General features: G+C 70.6%; 20 protein-coding genes. 7 read left to right on the top strand and 13 right to left on the bottom strand.

Going from position 1 to position 21,591, the window contains the following annotated elements; genetic code table 11:
• The first annotated feature begins 115 nt into the window (after positions 1–115).
• Together INT51_RS17425 and INT51_RS17430 are read left to right on the top strand one after the other, a co-directional pair.
• Positions 116–688, top strand: coding sequence for an RNA polymerase sigma factor (locus INT51_RS17425; protein WP_193106606.1), 573 nt, complete (start codon positions 116–118; stop codon positions 686–688).
• Entirely contained in the window at positions 685–1,482 is a 798-nt protein-coding gene (locus tag INT51_RS17430) for a hypothetical protein (protein WP_193106607.1), read from the top strand. Before INT51_RS17425 ends, INT51_RS17430 begins: the two co-directional genes overlap by 4 nt.
• Before the next feature lie 11 nt (positions 1,483–1,493).
• Here the strand turns inward: INT51_RS17430 and INT51_RS17435 are convergent, their stop codons facing one another.
• Positions 1,494–2,159, bottom strand: coding sequence for a TetR/AcrR family transcriptional regulator (locus INT51_RS17435; protein ID WP_193106608.1), 666 nt, complete (start codon positions 2,157–2,159; stop codon positions 1,494–1,496).
• A gap of 107 nt (positions 2,160–2,266) precedes the next feature.
• Here INT51_RS17435 and INT51_RS17440 point away from each other — a divergent pair, with 107 nt between their 5' ends.
• From INT51_RS17440 to INT51_RS17455, 4 genes are all read left to right on the top strand, one after another.
• Positions 2,267–3,226 carry an NAD(P)-dependent alcohol dehydrogenase gene (locus tag INT51_RS17440; RefSeq protein ID WP_193106609.1) on the top strand — a complete coding sequence of 320 codons (960 nt, stop codon included), beginning with the start codon at positions 2,267–2,269 and terminating at the stop codon, positions 3,224–3,226.
• 221 nt (positions 3,227–3,447) lie between these two features.
• Positions 3,448–4,992 (top strand): OmpA family protein, encoded by a 1,545-nt coding sequence (locus INT51_RS17445; protein WP_193106610.1) that lies wholly within the window; start codon positions 3,448–3,450, stop codon positions 4,990–4,992.
• Positions 4,993–5,060: 68 nt separating this feature from the next.
• Entirely contained in the window at positions 5,061–5,867 is an 807-nt protein-coding gene (locus INT51_RS17450) for a serine hydrolase (RefSeq protein WP_193106611.1), read from the top strand.
• A 187-nt stretch (positions 5,868–6,054) separates the two neighbouring features.
• Positions 6,055–6,657, top strand: coding sequence for a hypothetical protein (locus tag INT51_RS17455; protein ID WP_193106612.1), 603 nt, complete (start codon positions 6,055–6,057; stop codon positions 6,655–6,657).
• Between the two features lie 87 nt (positions 6,658–6,744).
• Here INT51_RS17455 and INT51_RS17460 read toward each other — a convergent pair whose 3' ends face one another.
• From INT51_RS17460 to INT51_RS17505, 10 genes are all read right to left on the bottom strand, one after another.
• Positions 6,745–7,857, bottom strand: a complete 1,113-nt coding sequence (locus INT51_RS17460) for a C40 family peptidase (protein WP_193106613.1) — start codon at positions 7,855–7,857, stop codon at positions 6,745–6,747.
• 76 nt (positions 7,858–7,933) lie between these two features.
• Positions 7,934–9,121, bottom strand: a complete 1,188-nt coding sequence (locus tag INT51_RS17465; protein WP_193106614.1) for a dipeptide epimerase — start codon at positions 9,119–9,121, stop codon at positions 7,934–7,936.
• A 14-nt stretch (positions 9,122–9,135) separates the two neighbouring features.
• Complete coding sequence (locus INT51_RS17470; protein WP_193106615.1) at positions 9,136–10,287, bottom strand: DUF819 domain-containing protein; 1,152 nt, start codon at positions 10,285–10,287, stop codon at positions 9,136–9,138.
• A gap of 149 nt (positions 10,288–10,436) precedes the next feature.
• A complete protein-coding gene (locus INT51_RS17475; protein ID WP_226985880.1) occupies positions 10,437–10,685 on the bottom strand; it encodes a DUF3870 domain-containing protein in 249 nt (82 codons plus the stop codon).
• A 108-nt stretch (positions 10,686–10,793) separates the two neighbouring features.
• Positions 10,794–11,114 carry a DUF3870 domain-containing protein gene (locus INT51_RS17480; RefSeq protein WP_193106616.1) on the bottom strand — a complete coding sequence of 107 codons (321 nt, stop codon included), beginning with the start codon at positions 11,112–11,114 and terminating at the stop codon, positions 10,794–10,796.
• A gap of 147 nt (positions 11,115–11,261) precedes the next feature.
• Positions 11,262–12,239 (bottom strand): hypothetical protein, encoded by a 978-nt coding sequence (locus INT51_RS17485; protein ID WP_193106617.1) that lies wholly within the window; start codon positions 12,237–12,239, stop codon positions 11,262–11,264.
• A gap of 136 nt (positions 12,240–12,375) precedes the next feature.
• Positions 12,376–12,957 (bottom strand): dihydrofolate reductase family protein, encoded by a 582-nt coding sequence (locus INT51_RS17490; protein WP_193106618.1) that lies wholly within the window; start codon positions 12,955–12,957, stop codon positions 12,376–12,378.
• 64 nt (positions 12,958–13,021) lie between these two features.
• Positions 13,022–13,609 carry an N-acetyltransferase gene (locus tag INT51_RS17495; protein WP_193106619.1) on the bottom strand — a complete coding sequence of 196 codons (588 nt, stop codon included), beginning with the start codon at positions 13,607–13,609 and terminating at the stop codon, positions 13,022–13,024.
• Positions 13,606–15,108 carry an NAD-dependent succinate-semialdehyde dehydrogenase gene (locus tag INT51_RS17500; protein ID WP_193106620.1) on the bottom strand — a complete coding sequence of 501 codons (1,503 nt, stop codon included), beginning with the start codon at positions 15,106–15,108 and terminating at the stop codon, positions 13,606–13,608. The genes INT51_RS17495 and INT51_RS17500 overlap by 4 nt, the downstream gene beginning before the upstream one ends.
• A 430-nt stretch (positions 15,109–15,538) precedes the next feature.
• A complete protein-coding gene (locus tag INT51_RS17505; RefSeq protein WP_193106621.1) occupies positions 15,539–17,467 on the bottom strand; it encodes a glycoside hydrolase family 15 protein in 1,929 nt (642 codons plus the stop codon).
• Positions 17,468–17,555: 88 nt separating this feature from the next.
• Between INT51_RS17505 and INT51_RS17510 the strand changes: the two genes are divergently transcribed.
• Positions 17,556–18,962: an NAD(P)/FAD-dependent oxidoreductase gene (locus tag INT51_RS17510; protein ID WP_193106622.1), complete on the top strand. Its 1,407-nt coding sequence runs from the start codon at positions 17,556–17,558 to the stop codon at positions 18,960–18,962.
• Here INT51_RS17510 and INT51_RS17515 read toward each other — a convergent pair.
• Both INT51_RS17515 and INT51_RS17520 read right to left on the bottom strand, forming a co-directional pair.
• A complete protein-coding gene (locus INT51_RS17515) occupies positions 18,922–20,445 on the bottom strand; it encodes an FAD-dependent oxidoreductase (RefSeq protein WP_193106623.1) in 1,524 nt (507 codons plus the stop codon). The two genes, INT51_RS17510 and INT51_RS17515, sit on opposite strands and share 41 nt — an antisense overlap.
• A complete protein-coding gene (locus INT51_RS17520; RefSeq protein ID WP_193106624.1) occupies positions 20,442–21,164 on the bottom strand; it encodes a TetR/AcrR family transcriptional regulator in 723 nt (240 codons plus the stop codon). The genes INT51_RS17515 and INT51_RS17520 overlap by 4 nt, the downstream gene beginning before the upstream one ends.
• Positions 21,165–21,591 lie beyond the last annotated feature (427 nt).

The raw sequence follows: 21,591 nt of genomic DNA on the forward strand, positions 1-21,591 counted from the left end.
GACTCGACTCCGTCCGTCGCGCTCACGGGCCCCTGCCCCCTCGAACGCTCTTCGCCTCTATCGAGCACTCGGCGTGTCGTGACACACCCAGGCACCCGGTGGACAGGAGAGGGATGTGAGCACCCCGCAGACCCCCGGCGACGAGCAGCGCTTCACCGCGCTCTTCGACGACGCGTACACCGACGTCCTCCGCTTCGTCCGCCGCCGTCACGGTGAGGACGGCGCCGAGGACGTCGTCTCCGACACCTTCCTCACGGCCTGGCGTCGGCTCGACGATCTCCCGACCGACCACGGGAACGCCCGGGCCTGGCTGTTCGGGATCGCCCGCGGGACGCTGGCGAACTCCCGGCGCGGCGCCCACCGACGCCAGGCGCTCGGGATCCGCCTGGCGGCGATCGAGGGGAGCAGCGCGGCGCCACTCGACGATTCCGCCGCACTGACGATCGACCTCGCCCGGGCCTGGCGCTACCTGTCGGCGACCGATCAGGAGACGCTCGCGCTCGCCGTGCTCGACGGCCTCACCTCCGCTCAGGCCGCACGCGTGCTCAGCACGACCGCCGTCGCCTTCCGGCTGCGGCTGTCCCGGGCGCGGCGCCGTCTGCGCCGACTCGTCGACGAGGGGCCGCCCGCGCTGCCGCGGCTTGCTCCCGCCCCGACCACCGACAGCACCTGGGAGGCCACCTCATGAGGACAACCGATCTCGACGACGCGCTGCGCAGCCTCGATCCCGCCACATCGACCGCATCGACCGCGGCGGAGCGCAGCCATCGGGCCGATGTCGACCTGCACCGGATCCTCGCCACGCCCCGTCCGCAACCCGCGGCCCGCGCAGCTCGTTCCCGACGGACGATGTGGCGCGGGGGGCTCGTCGCTGTCGCGGTCTCCGCGCTCGTCTTGGTCGCGGGCGGGGTCGCGTTCGACATCTGGAGGCCGACCACCGCCTCAGCGACCTGGACCTCGGTCGGGGAGCAGGTCGCTGCTGATACTCCAGGAGTGCAGCAGTGCGCGACCTGGTGGCAGACCCAGCAAGCACCTCTGCAGCCGGTGCTGCAGGAGGAGCGGGGGGACACCACCCTCGTCCTTGCGAGCGACGGCGCCGGCGGGGAACTGCTCTGCACGGCGACTCTCGTGCCCGGTCAGGAGCCGGTCGGGGGGATGACTTCGATCAAGGACACCCGGGACTCCGAGCCCGCCCCGGATGGCGCCGAGGTGGTGTTCGTGGACACGAGCTTCCAGGAAGCCCTGGTGCAGAACGGCTGGCAGTCCCACGGGCACATCGCAGTGACAGGGCACCTGGGGGAGAACGTGACGGACCTCGTGCTGGAGACGAGCGCCGGGCCGGTCGAGGCGAGCATTGTCGACGGTCGCTTCGCTGCCTGGTGGCCGATCCAGGACGACTCCGACCCGCATCCCGAAGTGGTCGCCACACTCACGACCGCTGACGGGGACTCCCGAACCGTCACGCTGCGCGAGGCCGATTAAGACGGCGCTCGTCACCGTCCCTGATCCTGATGCAGGACGGCCAGCTCGAGCGGCGCGGGTGGGGGCAGGGGCGCAGCTCGGCCGGGCCGCGCGGCCTGGAGCACGTACGCCACCAGCCGACGGGCAGCGGCCTGAGCGATCTCGGGCGGTTGCGCCGCGAGGGCATCGACCGCGAGGAGCAGCAGGTACACGTCGGTGTGGTCGAAGTCCGGGCGCAGCGCCCCGGCGTCCTGGGCGCGCCGGACCAGGCCGCGAAGGTCATGATCGGCACGCTCCCTCGTCGCGTCGAGGTCGATCGCACCGGGGTATCGGGCCAGGAGAGCCCCGCTGAAGCCCCGGCTGCGCGCCTGCATGTCCGTGATCGTCATGAGCAGACGGCGCAGTCCGCGCCCGGGGTCCTCGTCGGCCTGGCACCGCTCCAGGAGGGACTCGCATTCGCCGAGCTGCTCGGCGAAGACCTCGGCGACCAGGGCCTCCCGGGCGGGGAACCGCCGGTAGAGGGTCGCAGCACTCACGCCGGCGCGCCGGGCGATCGTACTGAGCGGGACATCGATTCCGTGGGTGGAGAAGAGCTCCCGGGCGGCCTCGACGAGGAGGTCGTGATTGGCCTGCGCGTCGGCCCGGAGGTGCGTTGCAGGTGGGGCCGTCTTCGGGTTCTGCGAGTGCGGTCGCTCCATCTCTCTCACTTTAGCGATAAGTGGAAGAGGGTGTGCGTTTGCAGGGTTGAACGCCAGGACGGGTGGGATCGCCACGCCCATCGACCCCACGAGACGAGGACTGCTCCATGACCACGATGCGCGCTGCGATGTACGACCGCTACGGACCGCCGGAGGTGCTGTACGTCGGCGAGGTCCCGATCCCCGAGGTCTCCGCCGATCAGGTGCTCGTGCGAGTTCACGCCTCGAGCGTGAACGGCGGGGAGCTCAGCGGGCGACAGGGGAAGCTCCAGCTGTTGACCGGTCGTCGGTTCCCGAAGCGCGTCGGGATCGACCTCGTCGGGACCGTGGAGCGCGTCGGCACGGAGGTGTCCTCAGCGGCGGTCGGGGATCGGGTGTGGGGGGCCGTCGACGTGACGGCGTTCGGGGCGACCGCGGAGTTCGCCCTGGTACACCCCGACAGGATCTCCCTCGCCCCCACCACCCTTGACGCCGACGATGCCGTGTCCCTGCTCGCCGGAGGCACCACCTCGATCACCGCTCTGCGCGATCATGCGCACCTCAAGCCCGGGGAGCGCCTGCTGGTGCGCGGCGCGAGCGGCGGGGTCGGCAGCCTCGCCGTGCAGATCGGAAAGCTGTTCGGTGCGCATGTCACCGGTCTCGCCGGTGCGGGAAACCTGGACTTCGTGCGCTCGATAGGAGCCGACGAGGTGCGCGACTACCGCACGACGCCGCTGGCCGAGCTGGGCCCCTTCGACGTCGTGCTCGACACCGCCGGAACCGACCACCGGACACTGCGCGGACTGCTCGCGCCGGGCGGGCGCATGGTGGCGGTGAGCTTGGACGTCGATCGTCTGCCTGCGAGCCTCGGGTACCTGGCGGGATCCGCCGTGCACGGGTCCGGCCGGGTCCGATTCTTCCGCGGAGATCCGCGCAGCGATCTTCTGGCCGAACTGGCCCGCTACGCCGAGAGCAGGCAGGTGCGACCCGTGGTCGACACCGTGCATCCCCTGGACGGTATCGCCGCAGCTCACCGCGCTCTCGAAGCGGGTGGTGCGCGGGGAAAGCACATCGTGCACATCGGCTGACCGGGGGCGCACCGGCCGCAGCCGCCGCCGCGAGGCGCTGCGGGAGTACGAATGACAGCCGATCGAGCACTCGAGAAGCCCGTGCGCGCCCGCATGGCGCGCACGGGCTGGTCCTACACGGCAGCCCTCCGGCACCTCCGCACGCCGCACCATGCGAGGAACGCCTACTGTGGGCCTTGAGGTATCCGGCCGAGGGGGCCGGCGACGGATGAGGGGATCCGATGAGACGACGCACACTGGTCAGCGGAATGCTCGCCGTGACGATGCTCGCCGCCTGCGACGCGCAGGAGGGCGGTGTAGGGAGCGACGGCGGTGACCCGGGAGGAGGCGGCGCCTCGGACGGCGGCGCGTCCGACGGCGGCGGGGCGGCGGCCGCGCCCGTTCAGCAGGCGGTCGCCGTGACCTACGGTCCGCTCGAGCTCCAGGCCTCCGTGGTCTCCGTCGTGCGCAGCGGCGAGCATCTCGTGCTCACCCTGGACGTCACTGCGGACGACCCCGACGAAGATCTCCGGTTCGGACCGGTGGACGCGCTCAGCCACGGCTCCTCGAGCGACAATGTGGACGCTCGCGAGTACGACGCCCTGCGCCTGCTGGATCTGAGCGGTGACCGCTGCGCCGTGGTCGCGATGGACACCGAAGGTCGCTCCGTCGTGACCGAACCTGCCGCCCGTTGGAGAGACCGTGACCAGCCGGAGGGCACCGAGCGGGTCCAGCTCGTCTACGGTGACCTCGGCACCGACGAGGTCACCGTGCTGATCCCCAAGGGTGGCCTGCTCGCGCCGGTCCCTGTCACCGATGACGACGTGCCCGACGCCCGAGCCGAGGAGCCATTGGACCTCGGCGCCGTCGCCTCGGCGCCCGTGAATCCGCTGATCGCCTTCTCCACCGACCTCACCTCCACCACCAGGACCGAGAGCACGCCGGACTCGACCATCGTCAGCCTGGGGGCGGACGTCCTGTTCGACTCCAGTTCGGCCGAGCTCACCGCGGATTCTCAGGGAGTCATCGAGGAGGCCGCGCAGACGCTCTCCGAGCACGAGCCTGGACCTGTCCGCGTGGTCGGCCACACCGACAGCGTCGATGAGGACGCCTTCAATCAGGACCTCTCGGAACGTCGCGCGCAGGCCGTCGCCGACATCCTGGGCACCCTCATCGACGGTGCCGACTACCCGACGGAGGTCTCGGGCAAGGGGGAGACCGAGCCGATCGCCGACAACGATACCGACGAGGGACGCACCCTGAACCGTCGGGTCGAGTTGAGCATCGACACCCCCGTCGTCACCCAGGGGACCGTCACCCGGGAGCTGCCCGAGACCGAGGGGCCAGTCGCCACCGGGGAGCAGGGTGTCAGCGTCGGGGACCCCACCCCGGTCGAGGTACGGGCACCCAGCGCGCGCCTCGTGCAGGACCACCTGGTCGTGCATCTTGAGATCACCCGCCTCGACGAGGCTGTCGACAACGCCATCGGCATCACTGACTTCAGCGGCGGCGTGGCGATGCCCGACGGCGTCGTGCGGATCAAGTCCAACGCGGGGATCGCGGTGATGGACGGGCCGGTGGCGACCCTCCCCGCGATGCACCACGTGGGCGACGAGGAGTCCGCCATTCGCGCCCTCACCGATCTGCGCACCAACTCGCGTTTCGACGGGGGCGCCACCCGCGTCGACGAGCTCATCTATCCGGCCTGCCTCACCGTGGGGGAGACGATCACGATCCAGCTGGCCCCGTCGGGATGGCGCCTGACCGATATCCCGGTGGAGCGCTGAAGAAGGTCGCGTGCGCTCGGTGTGCGGACCGGAGCGATTCCCGAGTGCCCAGGCCATAGGCTCGAGGCATGTCGATCCCCACCGCTGCCGCGCCCGAGCACGTCGCCGTCTCGTCCTGTCTGCTCGACGCGGACGGGGAGGTGCTGGCCGCCGAGGAGGCTGATCGGCCCTACTACGCCGCGAGCACCATCAAGCTGCACGTGCTGCTGGCCGCGCTCCGAGCCGCCGACGCCGGCACCCTCGACCTGGACGGGACGGTCGCGGCGACCCGCACCTTCACCGGGTCCGACGGCGCGGCGTTCACCCTCGGCGGCGACCACCTCGACGCGACGCACCCGGCCGACGGTGAGCGGATCCCGGTACGTGAGCTGCTGCAGCGGATGATCGATCGCTCGAGCAACGAGGCCACCAACCACCTCGTCGAGCTCGTGGGCCTCGCGGCGGTGGCCGGCGCCATCGCGAGCCTGGGGCTGACCGCTACCCGCATGGAACGGTTGATCGGCGACGCGAGCGCGCTCGGGTCCGGGGCGACCAATGAGACCAGTGCGGCCGACCTCGTCGTGACGATGCGCGCGCTGGTGCGGCACGGAGAGGGATTGTCGACGTCCTCCGTCGACAGTGCGTGCACTGTGCTGCGCGCGCAGCGGATCCCGGTGATCGCCGCCGCGCTGCGCGACGGCGTGCCGTGGGGGTCGAAGTCCGGGTGGGTCGACGGGTACCGGCACGACGTCGCCTTCATCGGCGACCCCGACGGCGAGGACTTCCGCGTGCTCGCGGTCATGACCGCCGGGATGGATCAGGACGACGCCGACAGGAGGATCGCAGCGCTCGTGCGCGAGCAGCTGCCCGACGTTGCGGCCGGTCCGGCCCGGTAGCACTGCCCGGCGCTGGTCAGAGCATGAACAGCGAGTGACAGAACTGTGTGGGTGGCGCCTTGGGGGTTGAGCATCGGGCGGTGCGCATGACCACAGTGGGATGCACGATCACGCACGGCACCACCGTCCGATCGACCAGAGGTCGGGCACGCGAGCGGGCCGAGCACACGACACGGAGGTACTCACCGTGACCGATCAAGCCCTCACCCCGCATACCCGACGCACCTTCTTCCGCGGCCTCGGCGTCGCCGGCGCGGCTGCGGTCACCGGCGCGGCCGTCCCCACCCTGCTCACGCCGTCCGCCTCGGCCGCCCCGGTTCCCGGCTTCAACGAGAAGATCACCCGCGACGAGGTCATCGAGCGCGCGATGTACTGGGTGGATGATCCTCGCGCCTACAGCATGGAGAACTTCGACATCGGCCCGGAGGAGGACACGGACGTCCTCTGGCGCATGGACTGCTCCGGCTTCGTCTCGATGGCCCTCGCGGCTCGCTTCGACGACAACCCGACCGGGCTGACCACGGAGACGCTGCACCCCGATGGCGGCTACGAGATCTCGCACCCGATCAGCAAGGATGATCTGCTGCCGGGCGATTTCATCCTGCAGAAGAACGCCGACTCCACCAGCGGCGTCGGCCATGTGGTGCTGTTCAACGGATGGGTCGACGGCGGCTACACCGTGCTCGAGCAGTCCTACGGCGCCGGTGGGACCACGTCTCGCACGGCGCAGTACCCGTACGACGGCCTCTCGTACTACAACCCGTTCCGCTACGACCTCATCGTCGACTGAGCAGGCGGCGTCGCCGCCGTCCGGGCCCGCCCGGCATCCACGCCGGGCGGACCCTCCGCACCACCCCTGGTCCGGTGAGCCCCGCAATCAGTCGGCCAGTGCCACGCGCCGCGCTCCCGCGTACTCGCCGATGGGGTCGTACTCGGTCAGCGACATGATCTCGACGCTGCGCGCCGCATTGGGAGCCTGCATGATCAGGTCGTCCCCGAGATAGAGGGCGACGTGGCGGATCGACCCCCCGCCCGGCTCGGTCGCGAAGAACACCAGGTCGCCGCGCTGCAGATCCTCACGCTCGACCGGCTCGAGGCCGGAGTCGTGCATCTGGTTCCCGGCGTCGCGGTCGATCGTGATGCCGTGATGGTGGAACAGCGTGTAGGTGTACCCGGAGCAGTCGAAGCCGTAGGCGCTCACGCCGGCCCACAGGTAGCGCAGTCCGAGGAACCGCTCGCCGGTGGCGACGATGTCCTCCGCGGTCGGCAGCGGCGGCTGCTCCCCGTGCTCGCGCACCACGACGTCGGCCGCCGGGAGGTACGCGGGGCGTCCGCCGGGGATCGCCACCTTCACGGCCTTCGCGGTGCGGCCGAGCACCGGCAGGATGGTGTCGAAGGAGACCGGGATCCCGGGATGGTTGCCCGAGGGCGTGCCGGTGAGGGTGCTGGTCAGCGCCGTGACCCTCGCCGTCGGGGCGGAAGCGGCCCGCTCGGCGAAACCGTCGTCGACCACGAGCTGGACGGTGGGCACCCAGCCCGGGTAGCCACGGGGATCTCGCGGAGTGGGCTGCGCGGTGACGACGATGTGCGCCCAGTCGCCGTCGATCTCGTCGACGATGACCTCGCTGCCCAGGACGGCCTGTGACTCGAGCTCGCCGGTCAGCCAGCGCCGGGTCTCGGTGTCCTGCATGTTCGCGTTCCACGCGTCGAGGTCGACGGGGTTGGTGAGCGAGGGGTCGTCGATCCCGGGACGGTTCGTGGCCGGATCCACCCACAGCGTGGTGGCGGTGACGGCGACGTGGGCGAAGCCGCCGGGCGTGAGGCCGACGCCGGGCTGCGCGAGCGCGTCGGCCTGTGGGGCGGTGCCGTCGGCCAGCGCCGCGGGAGCGACCGAGGCCAGGCCTGCGACGGCGAGACCGGCGGTGCCGGTCGCGGCCAGGCGCAGCCCGTCACGGCGGCTCAGGCGGAAGGTGGGGGTATGCGTGGACATCTGTGGTCTCCTTCGACAGGTCCCCGGAGTCGGGGACCGTGGTCACGAATGCAGGATCGGGCGGTCGGGCCAGGGCTCACCTACCACCTCCGTCCAGGAGGGTCGGCGGGGCGGAGCCGTCGCGGCCGTCCAGGTCGACGGCGTCGGTACCGGCGTCCAGTCGCTCGAGCCCCAGGCCCGGCCCGCCGGTCAGCTGCAGCCAGCCTCCGCTCTGCGTGTATCCACCGGCAGGCACGTCGGAGGCGAACCAGAACGGCGGGTCCAGATCGATCATCGTGATCGCGGGGTGCGCGATCGCCAGATGGGCGGCGGCGGCGATCGACAATCGCGGCTCCATCATGGCTCCGACCATGCATTCCACCCCTGCTTCGAGGGCAATGTCTGCGATCTCCATCGCCCCGCGCAGGCCGCCGGTCTTGGCGAGCTTGATGTTCAGCAGGTCCACGGCATCGGCCTCGACGAGGCGGCGGGCGTCGTCGGCGTCCCACACGGCCTCGTCGGCCATGATCGGCACGTCGACCGCGGCGGTCACGCGGGCCAGGCCGTCGATGTTCGCCGCCGCGACCGGCTGTTCGACGAGGTCGATCGGCAGGCCGTCGGCCAGGAAACCGGTGATGATGTCGATGGCCTGCTCAGGCTCCCAGCCCTGGTTGGCGTCCAGTCGCAGCCGCACGTGCGGAACGGCTGCCACGACGGCGGCGAGCCGACGGCGATCCTCGTCGATGTCATGGCCGAGCTTGATCTTGAGGATCTGCTCGCCGTCGGCGACGGCTTCGCGGGCATGCTCGGCCATCACCTCCGGATCCTCCAGGGAGATGGTCATGTCGTTCATGAGGCCGTCGCCGAGGCGACCGCCCAGCAGCTCCACCAGGGGTCTGTCGGCGGCCTTCGCCCAGGCGTCGAACAGGGCGACCTCGAGTGAGGCCTTCGCGCTGGTAGCTCCCTCGAGAGCTCCGGCGATGCGGGCGCACAGCTCGGTGATCGACCCGGTGGCTCCCTCGAGGGCCGCACGCAGCGGACCGGCCAGGGCCCGGTCGATGGTCTCGGCCGATTCGCCGGTGACCGCGACCGTCTCCGCCGCGGAACCCTGGCCCACGACCCCTCCGGTCAGCTCGACCTCGGCGACCACGTACTCGACGGCCTCGGTGCGGCGGGCGGCAGTGACGAACGGCCGCAGCAGGGTTGCCCGGTGGCGGTGTCGGCGCACCGCCACCACGGTCAGCGGAGCCGTAGCGGCCTCGTCGGGGATGAGATTCTCCAGCATGATGTCGCTCCCGCTCACAGGATCGACAGGATCTGCGCGGCGGCGAGCCCGATGAAGGTGCCGGCGAAGGAGCCGATCAGTGCCATCAGCACCCCGACCGGGACCAGCTGCCGGTTGAAGGCGGCGGCGACCACGGGCGCCGAGGCGATGCCGCCGATGTTCGCCGTGGAGGCGACGGCCAGCGAGAACAGCTCGACCTTCGCGATCTTCGCGTAGACCAGCATGATCGCGATGTGGATCATCAGCACCAGCACGCCGATCAGCAGGTACAGCGGGGCCTGGGTGAGCGCCGAGAAGTCGGAGCCGGAGGCGATCTGCCCGATCACGACGAACAGCATCAGGGTGGCGACCTCGCTGGATCCCGCGGTCCTGCCGAGCGGGGTGAGGGCGATGACCAGACCCAGCAGGGAGATGAGGAGGATCGTCCAGGTGGTGGCGTTGACGACGGTCCCCCACTCGGGGAGCAGCCCACCCACCCAGCTGGCGAGGGTGGAGGCGAAGAGCGAGCCGAACACGACGATCGCGAGCGACGCGATGGTGATCGGCTTCTCCTCCTCGTCGAAGGCGCCGACGTGGGCGTCGAGGTACGAGGTGTCCGCCTTGGTCCACTTGTTGAAGCGGGGGGAGGCGGCGACCGAGGCGAACATGGCCATCAGCCACACCGAGTACATGATCGTGTCGGTGATCAGGGCGTAGCCGAAGATGGTCTCGGGCGCCTGCAGGATGTCCTGCACCGCGACCATGTTGGCGCTGCCGCCGGTCCAGGAGGCCAGCAGCGCGCCGAACACCTTCCAGGCCTCGTCATGCAGTGCCGCCTGGAAGATGAGCACCACCACGATGATGCCGACGAACAGCGAAGCGGCCGAGACGAAGTACGTCATCAGCAGCTTGGGGCCGAGGCGGATGATCTTGCGCAGGTCGCAGCCGAACAGGAACAGCAGGATCATCGCCGGCAGCAGGACGTCCTTGACGGCGCCGACCGGCGCGCGGGTGGCATCGTCGTCGCCGAACACTCCGAGCGAGTTGAGGGCCGCGCACGACAGGTACATCAGCACCATGCCGGGCACGAACTTGAACAGTTTCCAGCCGGTCGTGCGCTCGAGCACGATCAGCACGCACGACAGTCCGAGCAGGACGCCGAGCATGAGCAGGCCGTTGGTAATCACGGGAGAACTCCTCGAGGAAGGGATGGACGCGCCGCCAAGGCACAAAAAATCGGAAGCACGCTCGAGCGGCGCCTCCTGCGAGGCGCGTTCGGGTGCTTCCGACGGGATCCGGTTCGGTGAGGTTCCGGGCAGACGGCGCGGGTATGGAGTTATGTGGCGGGGCCGGCCGACAAGTCGCGGTGCGTCGCACTGGCGCTGCGCACTGCTGTGGCGAGCGCCCTCTGCGAGGACCCGTGGCACCTGTCGGTGATCGATTCCACCAGGGAATCGTTGTCGAGGAGCGAGCGACCCACCAACTGCTCACTGACGAACTCGACGGTGAGCGCCAGCCCGGCGGTGCAGTCCACTTTCTCGATGACGTGGGTCTCAGTATCGACGATGAGGCCGATGATGAACAGCCCTCACTGCTCCGTGATCGGATTGTTGCGCGAGGCCCTGGGCTCGCCGGTGAGGAACATGGTGCGCCCGATGCCGTGGTGCCGTGGGGCGACGCGAGCGGGAGGGAGCTACGCGGCGGGGCCGGCCAGCACGTCGCGGTACTTCGCGGCGGCGTTGCGCACGGCAGTGGCCAGCGCCTTCTGCGAGGACCCGTGGTACCGGTCGGTGATCGACTCCACCAGAGCGTTGTCGTCGAGGAGCGAGCGACCCACCAGCAGCTCGCGGACGAACTCGACGGTGAGAGGCAGCGTCGCGGTGCAGTCCGCAGCCTCGATGGCGTGAGTCTCGGTGTCGACGATGAGGCCGATGAAGAACAGACCCCACTGCGAGGTGATCGGGTTGTTGTTCGGGGACTTGGCCTCGCCGGTCAGGAAGATGGTTGGCGCCATGGGGCGAAGCCTATGCGGCCGGGCCGGCGGGTGTGCCCACCCTGTGCGACGTGCTCCGGTGGCGCGTAGAAGGTGCTGCGACGCGTGAGGTCACTCTCGACGCGCCACCGGGTGCATGCGCAGCGCCCCCGCGGGGCGCCGGGTGGGTCAGCGCAGGTTGGCGGGGCCGGCCTGCTCGGCGGACTTCTCGGCGGCGGCGTGACGATCCGCGCGCTTGGAGTCGAGCTGATCGGCGTGCGCCTCGGGGGAGGCCGAGGCGGCCATGGTCCTCGCGGCCGGGGCGAGGTCGGTGAACTGGCCGCCCACCTCGCCGCGCACGCGGTTGTCGACGCCGGTGGGGGCCGGGTCGTTGCCCTCGCCGGTGAGTGCGCCCCGGATGATGTTGTCGGAGACGTCGACGCCGTCGGTGTTGTCGGAGGCCGTCACATCGGAGCCGAAGTAGTTCGCGTCCTCGCAATCGATCAGGCCGCCGCCGGTGCCGAGCTGCACGCCGGCATTGCCGGTGAAGGTGGCGGCGCCGTCGATCTCGCTGCCGCACACCGCGGTGCCCTCCGCGTTGGCCGTGATCGCGAGATCACCGGAGAGGGTCGAATCGACGATGTCGGTGTACAGGGTGTTCTCGCTGCTCACGGCACCGCCGATGGTGACGGTCTGCAGGTGCACGAGGCCCTGCTCGATGGCGACATCGCCCCCGATCAGGGAGTCGTAGGAGTACAGGAACGGATCCGAATCCTCACCGGTCCCGCCCTGGTAAGAACCGCTCACGGCCGAGTCGTCGAGGTAGACGCCGTAGCCGCCCTCGCTGAGGAGATCGCCCCCGACCTCGGACCCGCTGGCATCGAAGTAGCCGTCCGCAGCGACCACGACCTGGTCGGCGATGCTGGAGTCGGTGATCAGCAGATCGGCCCCGGACTCCACCTGGACCTGGCCCTGGATGGTCACGCCGTCGAGGATGCACGAGTCGCCCTCGGCGACCACGAGGTCCCCGGGCACGGTCACGTCGGCGGCATCACCCTCACAGTAGGTGGTCAGGGCCGCCGAGGCGGAGCCGGCGCCGAGGGCGACCCCGGCGGAGGCCAGCGCCAGGGTGGACAGGGCGATCACGGATCGGGGAAGGGTGCGCACGTCGGCTCCTTGTACCGCAGCGCACGGCAAGGAGCGTCAGCGGAGGGTGGGGGATGGGTTCCTCGGTGACCGTATAGCGCTGTGACTCACGTCGCAACCGATTGCTGACAATCGGCTCGAAAATGTCAGGCCGTGTTCACGCGGCCGTCGGTCGGCGCCGGGCGTGCTCCGTGAACATCACCCCGGAGTCGAAGGACCGGCTGCGCACGAGGTCGAAAGCAGCCGGGTCGTAGGCGCCGGGGGCGAACAAGGGTCGGCCCGCGCCGAACAGCACCGGGTTGTGCTTGACGATCAGGCGGTCGATCTCCCCGATCACCTGGTCGGCGAGGCGCCCACCCCCGCACAGCCAGATGTCCCCACCCTCCTGGTGCTTGAGGTCGCGGACCAGCTCGACAGGGTCGGCACTGGTGAAGGTCACGCCGTCCACCTCCCGGCGATCCTGGTGGGTGACGACGATCTGCTCGAGGTGCTGGTAGGGGCTCGTGATCTCCGGCAGGCCGATGGCATAGGTGTTCGCCCCCATCAGCACGGTCCCGAACCGAGCCGTCGACACCTCGAGTCCGAGCATCTCGGCGACGTGCGTCGGAACGGTGTCGGCGAATTCTTCGAGGATCGCGGTCATGTGGTCGCCCTCGTAGAGGAAGTCCTCCACCTGATCGTCCGGTCCGGCGATGTATCCGTCCAGACTCACGGCCACGTAGTACACGAGCTCACGCATGGGTCTCCCTCGGGTCGGTCGGTACCGGGCACGCTAGCCGCGATGCGAGGCGAGGGGACAGCGATTATCGAGGCTCGCGGGGCGTCCGCGCTTCGGCACGACCCGCCGAGAGCCGACGCTCCAGCAGGATCGAGACGAAGTCGGGGAACTCGACCTGGCCGACTTCGACGAGGTCGTGGCGGCGGTAGTAGGGCACGAGGTGCGGGGCGCAGTCCAGACGCAGCAGTTCGCGTCCGCGCCGGATGCCTTCGGCTGCGATCAACTCGAGGAGACGGGAGCCGAGGCCCTGACCGGCGGCGGCGACGTCGACCATGAGCCCGTGGACGTACAGCGCACGGGCTCGGTCCTCGCCCCAGAAGTCACGGTCCTCATCCATCAGCCGGGCGGCCGCGCGCAGCGGCCGCGCAGGGGACCGCTCGGGGACCCCGGTGATCCCGGCGACCGCGTCGCCCTCCGGAGCGGTCGGTTCGACCAACTGGTACCACTGGCCGCCGTCGACCTGCGCCAGGATCTCCATCCGCGTCTGGGAGCCGGGGCGCCACTGGTCGATGCCGGAATCGACCATCCACTGTTCGCGCTCGGCGCGGATCGCGGCCAGACGGGGGACATCGGCCGCCGTGCACTGCGCGAGCCGCCCGCCGTCGACAGTCACAGCGGCAGGCGCACGTAGGTGGTCTCGAGGTACTCGGCGAGGCCCTCGTGGGAGCCCTCCCGTCCCAGACCGGATTCCTTGATGCCGCCGAAGGGCGCAGCGGCATCGGAGGCGACGCCCACGTTCACGGCGACCATCCCGGACTCGATGCGGCGGGCGGCGTCGGTGACCTCGGCGAGGTCGGCGCCGATCGCGTAGCTCATGAGCCCGAATTCGGTGTCGTTGGCGGCCGCGATCATGGCGTCCACGTCGTCCATCACGATGATCGGGGCGACGGGGCCGAAGATCTCCTCGCGGCTCACGCGGGCATCGGGCGGGACATCGCCGAGCACGGTGGGGAGGTAGTAGAACCCGTCCGCGCAGCCCGCCGGCAGCTCCTCGGCGCGCGGGCGACGGCCTCCCACCAGGACCTTCGCGCCGCGGTGCACGGCATCGGCGACGAGCTCCTCGATCTTCTCCAGCGCCGCGGGCTCGATCATCGGCCCCGTCGTGGTGCCGGCCTCGCTGCCGGGGCCCACCACGAGCTTCTCGGTCTCCTCGACCAGGCGCCGCGTGAACTCTTCGGCGACGCAGGAGTGGACGTAGAAACGATTCGCGGCGGTGCACGCTTCGCCGTTGTTGCGGAACTTCGCGGGCATCGCCGCGGTGATCGCGACCTCGAGATCGGCCGACGGCAGGACCAGGAACGGGGCATTGCCACCGAGTTCCATCGATGCCTTCAGCACGTGCTCGGAGGCCTGCGCGAGCAGCGTGCGGCCCACTGGTGTGGACCCGGTGAAGGACACCTTCCGCAGCCGTGAGTCGGCCATCAGCGTCGAGCTCAGACCCTTCGAATCGGAGGTGACCACGCAGTTCACCACCCCCTCGGGAACTCCGGCGTCGGCCAGGATCTGCATGAGCAGCAGCGAGGTCAGCGGGGTCATCTGCGCGGGTTTGAGCACCACGGTGCAGCCGGCCGCGAGGGCCGGGGCGAGCTTGCGGGTGCCCATCGACAGCGGGAAGTTCCACGGCGTGATCGCGAGGACGGGGCCGACGGGTCGGGCGACCGTGAGGATCGCATGCTCGGCCGACGGGGCGTGCCGGAACTCGCCGGGCGCTCGCACCGCCTGCTCGCTGAACCAGCGCAGGAACTCGGCTCCGTAGGTGACCTCGCCGTACGACTCCGCCAGCGGCTTGCCCATCTCGAGGGTCATGGCCAGGGCGAGGTCATCGGCCCGCTCGTGGCACAGCTCGTAGGCGCGCCGCAGGATGTCGGAGCGGTCGCGCGGAAGGGTCGCAGCCCAGGCGTCCTGCGCGGTGGCGGCGGCGTCCAGGGCGCGCGTGCCGATGGTGGCGGCGTCCGCGTCGACCACCTGCGTGAGGGCGACGCCGGTGGCGGGGTCGAGCACGTCGAGCGACGGGGTGCCGCCCAGGAAGGACCCTCCGACGAAAGAGCTGCGCGGGACTCGCTCGAGCAGGTCGGCGATGCGGGCATCGGTGATGGTGGGCAGATCAGGCATGGGTGCTCCTCCGTCGACGGCGTTCCCACCCAGTCTGCACCCGCGGGAACGCGGGAGGGGAGACCCCGGCCACCGGCCGCTGCCTCGGGCCACCTGCCGCTGTCTCTCGTCACCTGCGCGCGAGTACGGGACTTATTCGTGATGCCACGTCGAATAGGGGATCGGCGCCACGAATAAGTCCCGTACTGCTCAAGCGCGCAGGGACCGGGGCTCGAGCGCGCAGGGACCGGGGCTCGAGCGCGCAGGGACCGGGGCTCGAGCGCGCAGGGACCGGGGCTCGAGCGCGCAGGGACCGGGGCACAAGCGCGCAGGGACCGGGGCTCGAGCGCGCAGGGACCGGGGCACAAGCGCGCAGGGACCGGGGCTCAAGCGCGCAGGGACGGGGGCTCATGCGCGCAGGGACGGGGCAAATGCCCTCAGGGACGGGGGTTCAAGCGTGCGGGGCCGGGGACGCGGTCTGCCCGGTGCCGGCGAGGGCGTCGACCGCACGGATCAGCCCCAGGTGACTGAACGCCTGCGGGAAGTTCCCGGCCATGCGCCCGGCGCCGCTGTCGTACTCCTCGGCCAACAGAAGCAGGTCGTTCGCGCAGGCCAGCAGCTGGTCCATGAGCTTGACGGCGTCGGCGCGGCGACCGGAGGCGGCGTACAGCTCGACCAGCCAGAAGCAGCACACCAGGAACGGGTGCTCATCGCCGGGCAGGCCGTCCTGGCCCTGTGTGCGGTAGCGCAGGATCAGGCCGTCCTGCGTGCTCAGGTCCTGCTCGATCCGGGCGACGGTCGCGAGCATGCGGGGATCAGTGGCCGGGAGGAACCCGGTGTGGGGGATCTGCAGGAGGGAGGCATCCACCTCGGTGCTGCCGTAGGTCTGGGTGAAGGCGCCGTCGGCCCCGACCCCGCGGGTCAGGATCTCTTCGCGTATCTGCTCACGCAGGCGGATCCATTGGGCGAGGTCCTCGGCGGAGGCGGGTTGGCCGTGGTTCTGGACCGCATCGACTGCCCGGTCGAAGGTCGCCCAGACCATCACCCGTCCGTGGGTGAAGAAGGCCGGTTCGCCGCGCATCTCCCAGATGCCCTGATCCGGCAGATCGATCCGGTCGACCGTGTACCGCACCAGCGCCTTCTGCAGCGGCCAGGACCATTCGGATTCCTCGAGCCCGGCGTCGCGCATGGCGGCCAGCGCGATCATCACCTCGCCGACGACGTCGGCCTGGTACTGGTCGGCCGCACCGTTGCCGACCCGCACCGGTAACGAGTCCTCGTAGCCGGTCAGGTGCGGCAGCTCCCGCTCGGGCAGGTTCCGGTCCCCGGTGATCGAGTACATGATCTGGAGCCGCTCGGGGTCGCCGGCGATCGCCCGCAGCAGCCAGTTGCGCCAGGAGGCCGCTGCGTCGACATGCCCATGGGCGAGCAGCGCCTCCAGGGACAGGGCGGCATCGCGCAGCCAGCAGAAACGGTAGTCCCAGTTGCGCACGCCACCGAAGTCCTCGGGCAGGCTGGTGGTCGGCGCGGCGATGATGCCGCCGGTGCGGCGGTGGGTGAGGGCGCGCAGCACGAGCAGGGAGCGGGCCACCGGCTCGGAGTACTCGCCGTCGACCCGAACCTGGCCGAGCCACCCTGCCCACTCCTGCACCGTGTGCTCGAGAGCGGCGTCGACGTCCGGCGCTGCGGCCACTCGCTGCCAGGAGGGGAACCAGGTGAGCACCCAGGCGGCGCTCTCGTCCGCACCGAGGCGGTGGCGGCCGTGGTGCGCCCGCCCGTGGGCGGTGAGTGCGGGGCCGTGCAGGGAGATGCCGTCCCCGCCGGCGACGGCGATCAGCACGGCTTCGCCGTCCACGTCCTGGCCCCGGCGCACCCACGGCACGGCCTGCCCGTACTCGAAGCGGATCCGCAGCTCCTGGACCACCTCGACCTCGCCTTCGTGGCAGGTCACGCTGCGCACCAGATCGGCGTGGTCGTCGACGTCCCCGGCCAGGGAGGAGGCGCTGCCGGGCAGGGACCCGGCGGTCGAACCGGTCGGCTCGCCCCCGGTGGAGTCGTAGGCGCCGACGCCACCCGCGTCGGCGCCGCCTTCGCTGCCGGTGATCGGCATGAACTCGGTGACCGTCGCGGTGCCGGTGGGGGAGCGCCACACCGTCTCGAGCACCATCGTCGCAGGCAGGTAGCGGCGCGAGAGCACCTCCCCCTCGGCGATCCGCAGGGACCAGTGGCCGTTCTCGGCGTCCCCGAGCAGGGAGCAGAAGAGCGCGTCGGAGTCGAAGCGTGGCAGGCAGAGCCAGTCGATGTCCCCCTCCCGGGTCACGAGAGCGGTGGTGCGCTGATCGGACAGCAGGGCATGGTCTTCGATGAGTGGACTGGTCATGGGGCCAGTCCACCACGGGAAGCCGGCCGCACGGCAGGGATCGTCCAGATCGGACCCTGGGACTGCTGCGAGGTCTACGGTGGCCGGTATGACCGCACAGGACACCACCGGAACCCTCGAGCTCACCGTCGACGTCCTGGTGATCGGCTGGGGCAAGGGCGGCAAGACGCTCGCCGCTTCCCTCGGCGCCGCCGGCACTCGCGTGGCGATGATCGAGCAGTTCGACACCATGCACGGCGGCACCTGCATCAACATCGGCTGCGTGCCCACCAAGACTCTTGTGCACGACGCCGAGCAGCGCCGCGAGGACGACGATGCGCAGCAGTTCTGGGCCCGCGCCGTCGCCCGCCGCGACACCGTGGTGGGGGCGATGCGGGACGTCAATCATCAGATGCTCGCGGGTCTCGAGGCCGTCACCCTGATCGATGGCCGTGCTCGCTTCACCGGAGAGCGCACGGTGCAGGTCACCGGCGGGGACGACGTGCTCACCGTGACCGCTGCGGTGGTCATCGTGAACACCGGCGCCACACCGGTGCGGCCCGAGCTGCCGGGCATCGACTCCCCGCGGGTGCATGACTCCACCTCGATCCAGCACGCCGACCCGTTCCCGTCACGACTCGTGGTGATCGGCGCCGGGCCCATCGGCCTGGAGTTCGCCTCGATGTTCGCCGGCTACGGGGCGCAGGTCACGCTCGTGAACCGTCGGGAACGGCTGCTGCCGGACGAGGACGAGGACGTCGCCGCCGAAGTCACCAGCGTGCTCGAGGCCGCCGGCATCACCGTGTTGCACGAGGCGTCCGCTCAGCGGTTCGAGGACGGCCCTGACGCCGCGACCGTCGTGGTGGGCGTGGGTGACCAGGAGCGCCGGGTCGAGGCCGAGGCGGTGCTGCTGGCGACCGGGCGTCGCCCCGCGACCGACGGCCTCGGGCTCGAGGCCGCCGGGATCGACGTCGACGAGCGCGGGGCGATCGTGGTGGACGAGCACCTGGCCACCAGCGCGCAGGGCGTCTACGCGATCGGTGACGTGCACGGCGGCGCTCAGCAGACCTACCTGTCCCTCGACGACCACCGCATCGTGCTCTCCCAGCTGCAGGGCGACGGATCCCGCGCCACCACTGACCGCGTCGCCGTGCCCACGACGACCTTCCTCACGCCGCCGCTGGCGGCCGTGGGCCTCACCGCGACGCAGGCGCTCGCCGAGGGACGGAACGTCCTCGTCGCCTCCCAGAAGGTCGCCGCCATCAAGGCGATGCCGCGCCCGAAGGCCGTCGGCGACCCTCGCGGGATCGTGTCGTTCGTGGTCGACGCGGAGACCGACCAGATCCTCGGTGCGCGCCTGTTCCATGTCGACGCCCAGGAGGTCATCAACCTCGTGGCCTTGGCGATGCGCACCGGCACCACGGCCACGCAGCTGCGGAACGGGATCTGGACGCACCCGGCCTCGACGGAGTCCCTCAACGAGACGCTGGGGAAGCTGGCCCCGCCACCGCAGTGAGCCCGACGGGGGCGCCGTAGCCACGGGCGGATATGTGTCCGTCGGGGCGCACGAGCACCCATGCCCGCTCGCCGGGACGCACCCCGTAGCGCTCATGGGAACGGCCGTCCGGATCCTCCGCCGACCCCAGACGCAGCGTGCGCAGCCGTACCCCCTCGGTGGGAACCGGCTCGGGGTGGTCGCCGAACAGCAGCAGCGTGGCGTGCTCCGGTCCGAACAGCTCGTGGAGGGACATGTCGCCGAACATGGCGTGCGGGGCACGATCGCCCGGACGCGGCTCGGGCCCCTGGCTGCCTCCCGGCGTCCGATCCCGGTAGCTGATCGCCAGCTGCGAGTTCTGCAGGCTGCCGGCGCGGGCGGCACGACGACTGCGCCCCCCGACGGCGAGCAGCAGGTCCCGGCCCGCCCTGGCCAGCGGGTTGCGCAGCGCGTACAGCCGGCGCCGCGTCTCGACGTCGGCGATCACAGCCTCGGCCACGGGACGGCGCTCGGTCTCGTACGCATTCAGAAGTTGCTCGTCGGCCCCGTGGATGATGCTCGCGAGCCGCCAGGCCGCATTGACCGCGTCCTGGATCCCGAGGTTCATGCCCTGGCCGCCGAACGGAGGGAACACGTGGGCGGCGTCACCGGCGAGCAGCACGTGGCCCGTGCGGTACGAGTCCGCCAGGCCCATCCGGGTGCGGAACACCGACGTCCACTGCAGCGCGCGCACCCTGATCCCAGCAGTGGCGCGCTCGTCCAGCAGTCGGGAGAGCACCTCGGCGTCCAGCGCGGGCAGGACGCCCCGCCGCTCGGTGTCGCTCACATCGATGAAGACGCGCCACAGCTGCTCCTCGCCGGGCAGGCGCATCAGCATCAGCGGACCTTCCGGGCCGAGCCACATCGCTCCGTCGTCCAGAGGCAGCGGCAGGTCGAGGATCGCGTCGGCCAGGTAGTAGGCCTCTCCGGTGTCCCGGGCCGGCAAGTCGATGGCCATCGACTCCCGGGTGGCGCTGCGGGACCCGTCGGCGCCAATCACCCAGTCGGCCCGGATGTCTTCTCCGCCGACGATCCGCACGGTCGCGCCGTCGAGGTCGGTGTCCACGCCGGTGACCTCGACCCCGTGCTCGACCCTGACGCCCTCTGCCGCGAGGCGGCGGCGAAGGATTCCCTCGAGCCCGGCCTGGGGGAGCACATAGGTGTGGGGGAAACGGCTCTCGGGCGGGACCCAGCCCATGGTCACCACGGTGCGCCTCCCGCGCAGGATGCTCGAGCCGCGCAACCGGTAGGCGGCGCGCTCGATCTCCGCGGTGACACCGAGGCCGGCGAGCACCTCCATCGACCGTGCCTGCAGGCCCAGGGCGCGGGAGCTGGTGCCGGGGGAGCTCCGCTTCTCGAGCACCCGGCACGGGATTCCGGAGCGCGCCAGGCTGAGCGCCGCGGTCATGCCCGTCGGCCCGGCGCCGACGATCAGGATCGGTGGGCGTGCGGGCGAGGGGCTCATGGTGTCTCCTGTGTGCGCGGGGCGGGCATCTGCTGCGACGCCCGGATCCAGGCGTCGAGATCGTCGGGGCGGAAGATCTCGTCCGCGGTGAGGGAGGATCCGAGCGCCGCCGGGATCGCTGCGGCGTAGGCGGCGGCATCGGCGCGCAGAGCGTCTGGGGTGAGGTGGCCATCCCGGATGCGCAGCAGTCCGCGGGCGATGCACTCCGCCATCTCCTGCAGCAATGACATGACCACGCCGGCGGAGCTCGAGGGCGAGGGCGCCGCGAAGTCGCCGGCGTGCGCGCCGTCCTCGATGATCTTCGTGAGCAGCGGCACGAACCGCTCCCTCCCTGCTGCCCGCAGGCGGGCGTGGATCGAGGCGCTGCTGTCCGCCTGCAGCGTCGGCAGGGCCGATACCAGTAGAGCGAGGTCCTCCGACTTCTCGGTGATCAGCGTGCGGACGAGAGCGATTAGGCGCTGAGGAGGGGTACTGGCCGCCTCGGTCGCGAGGGCGACCGCCTTGCTCCAGGCATCGAGGCGGCGCGCGATGAGCGCCGCCAGGAGCGCGTCCTTGCCGGAGAAGTAGTGGTAGAGCGCTCCCTTGGAGATCCCCGCCTCGACGAGGACATCGGCGATGGTCACCGCGTCGACCCCGCGCTCGGCGATCATGCGCGTGGCGGCATCGAGGATCGCGTGACGCTGCTGTTCGTGACGCACGGGGTCGACGGTGCGGGCCATGGGCACCCCTCAATTAATAGACTGACAGTCGGTTAATTGAAGCACGCGCGCCCGGAAGGGTACAAGGGGGCTGGCGCGAACTTGCTCGGATGGGCGGGTGGCGTCGCTCGATTGGTGCCATTAGGCCAGGTCACGTCCATATTGTTACAGAGGTGGAGGTGAGCTGCAGGCCCGTTGCGCCGTACGACGTTGCGTGGTCTACTGACCCTGGAGAGATCGCTCTCAAGCGCAATCTGCCGCTGCTTCCTGTGGGGAAGGCATGCACTTAGCGCGTCGGTATGACCTCGCACCCCATCTGGGGCGTGTGGCGATGCCCGCGCTTGTGCCCTTCCAGCTCAGGAACCCCTCATGTCGGAAAAGACGACGCCGAAACGATCCCTCTTCAAGACTGCACTGGCCGCACTCTCTGATGCCTGGAGTTCGGGGC

The organism is Brachybacterium sp. FME24 (genome assembly GCF_014897705.1).
Classification (GTDB): Bacteria; Actinomycetota; Actinomycetes; order Actinomycetales; family Dermabacteraceae; genus Brachybacterium.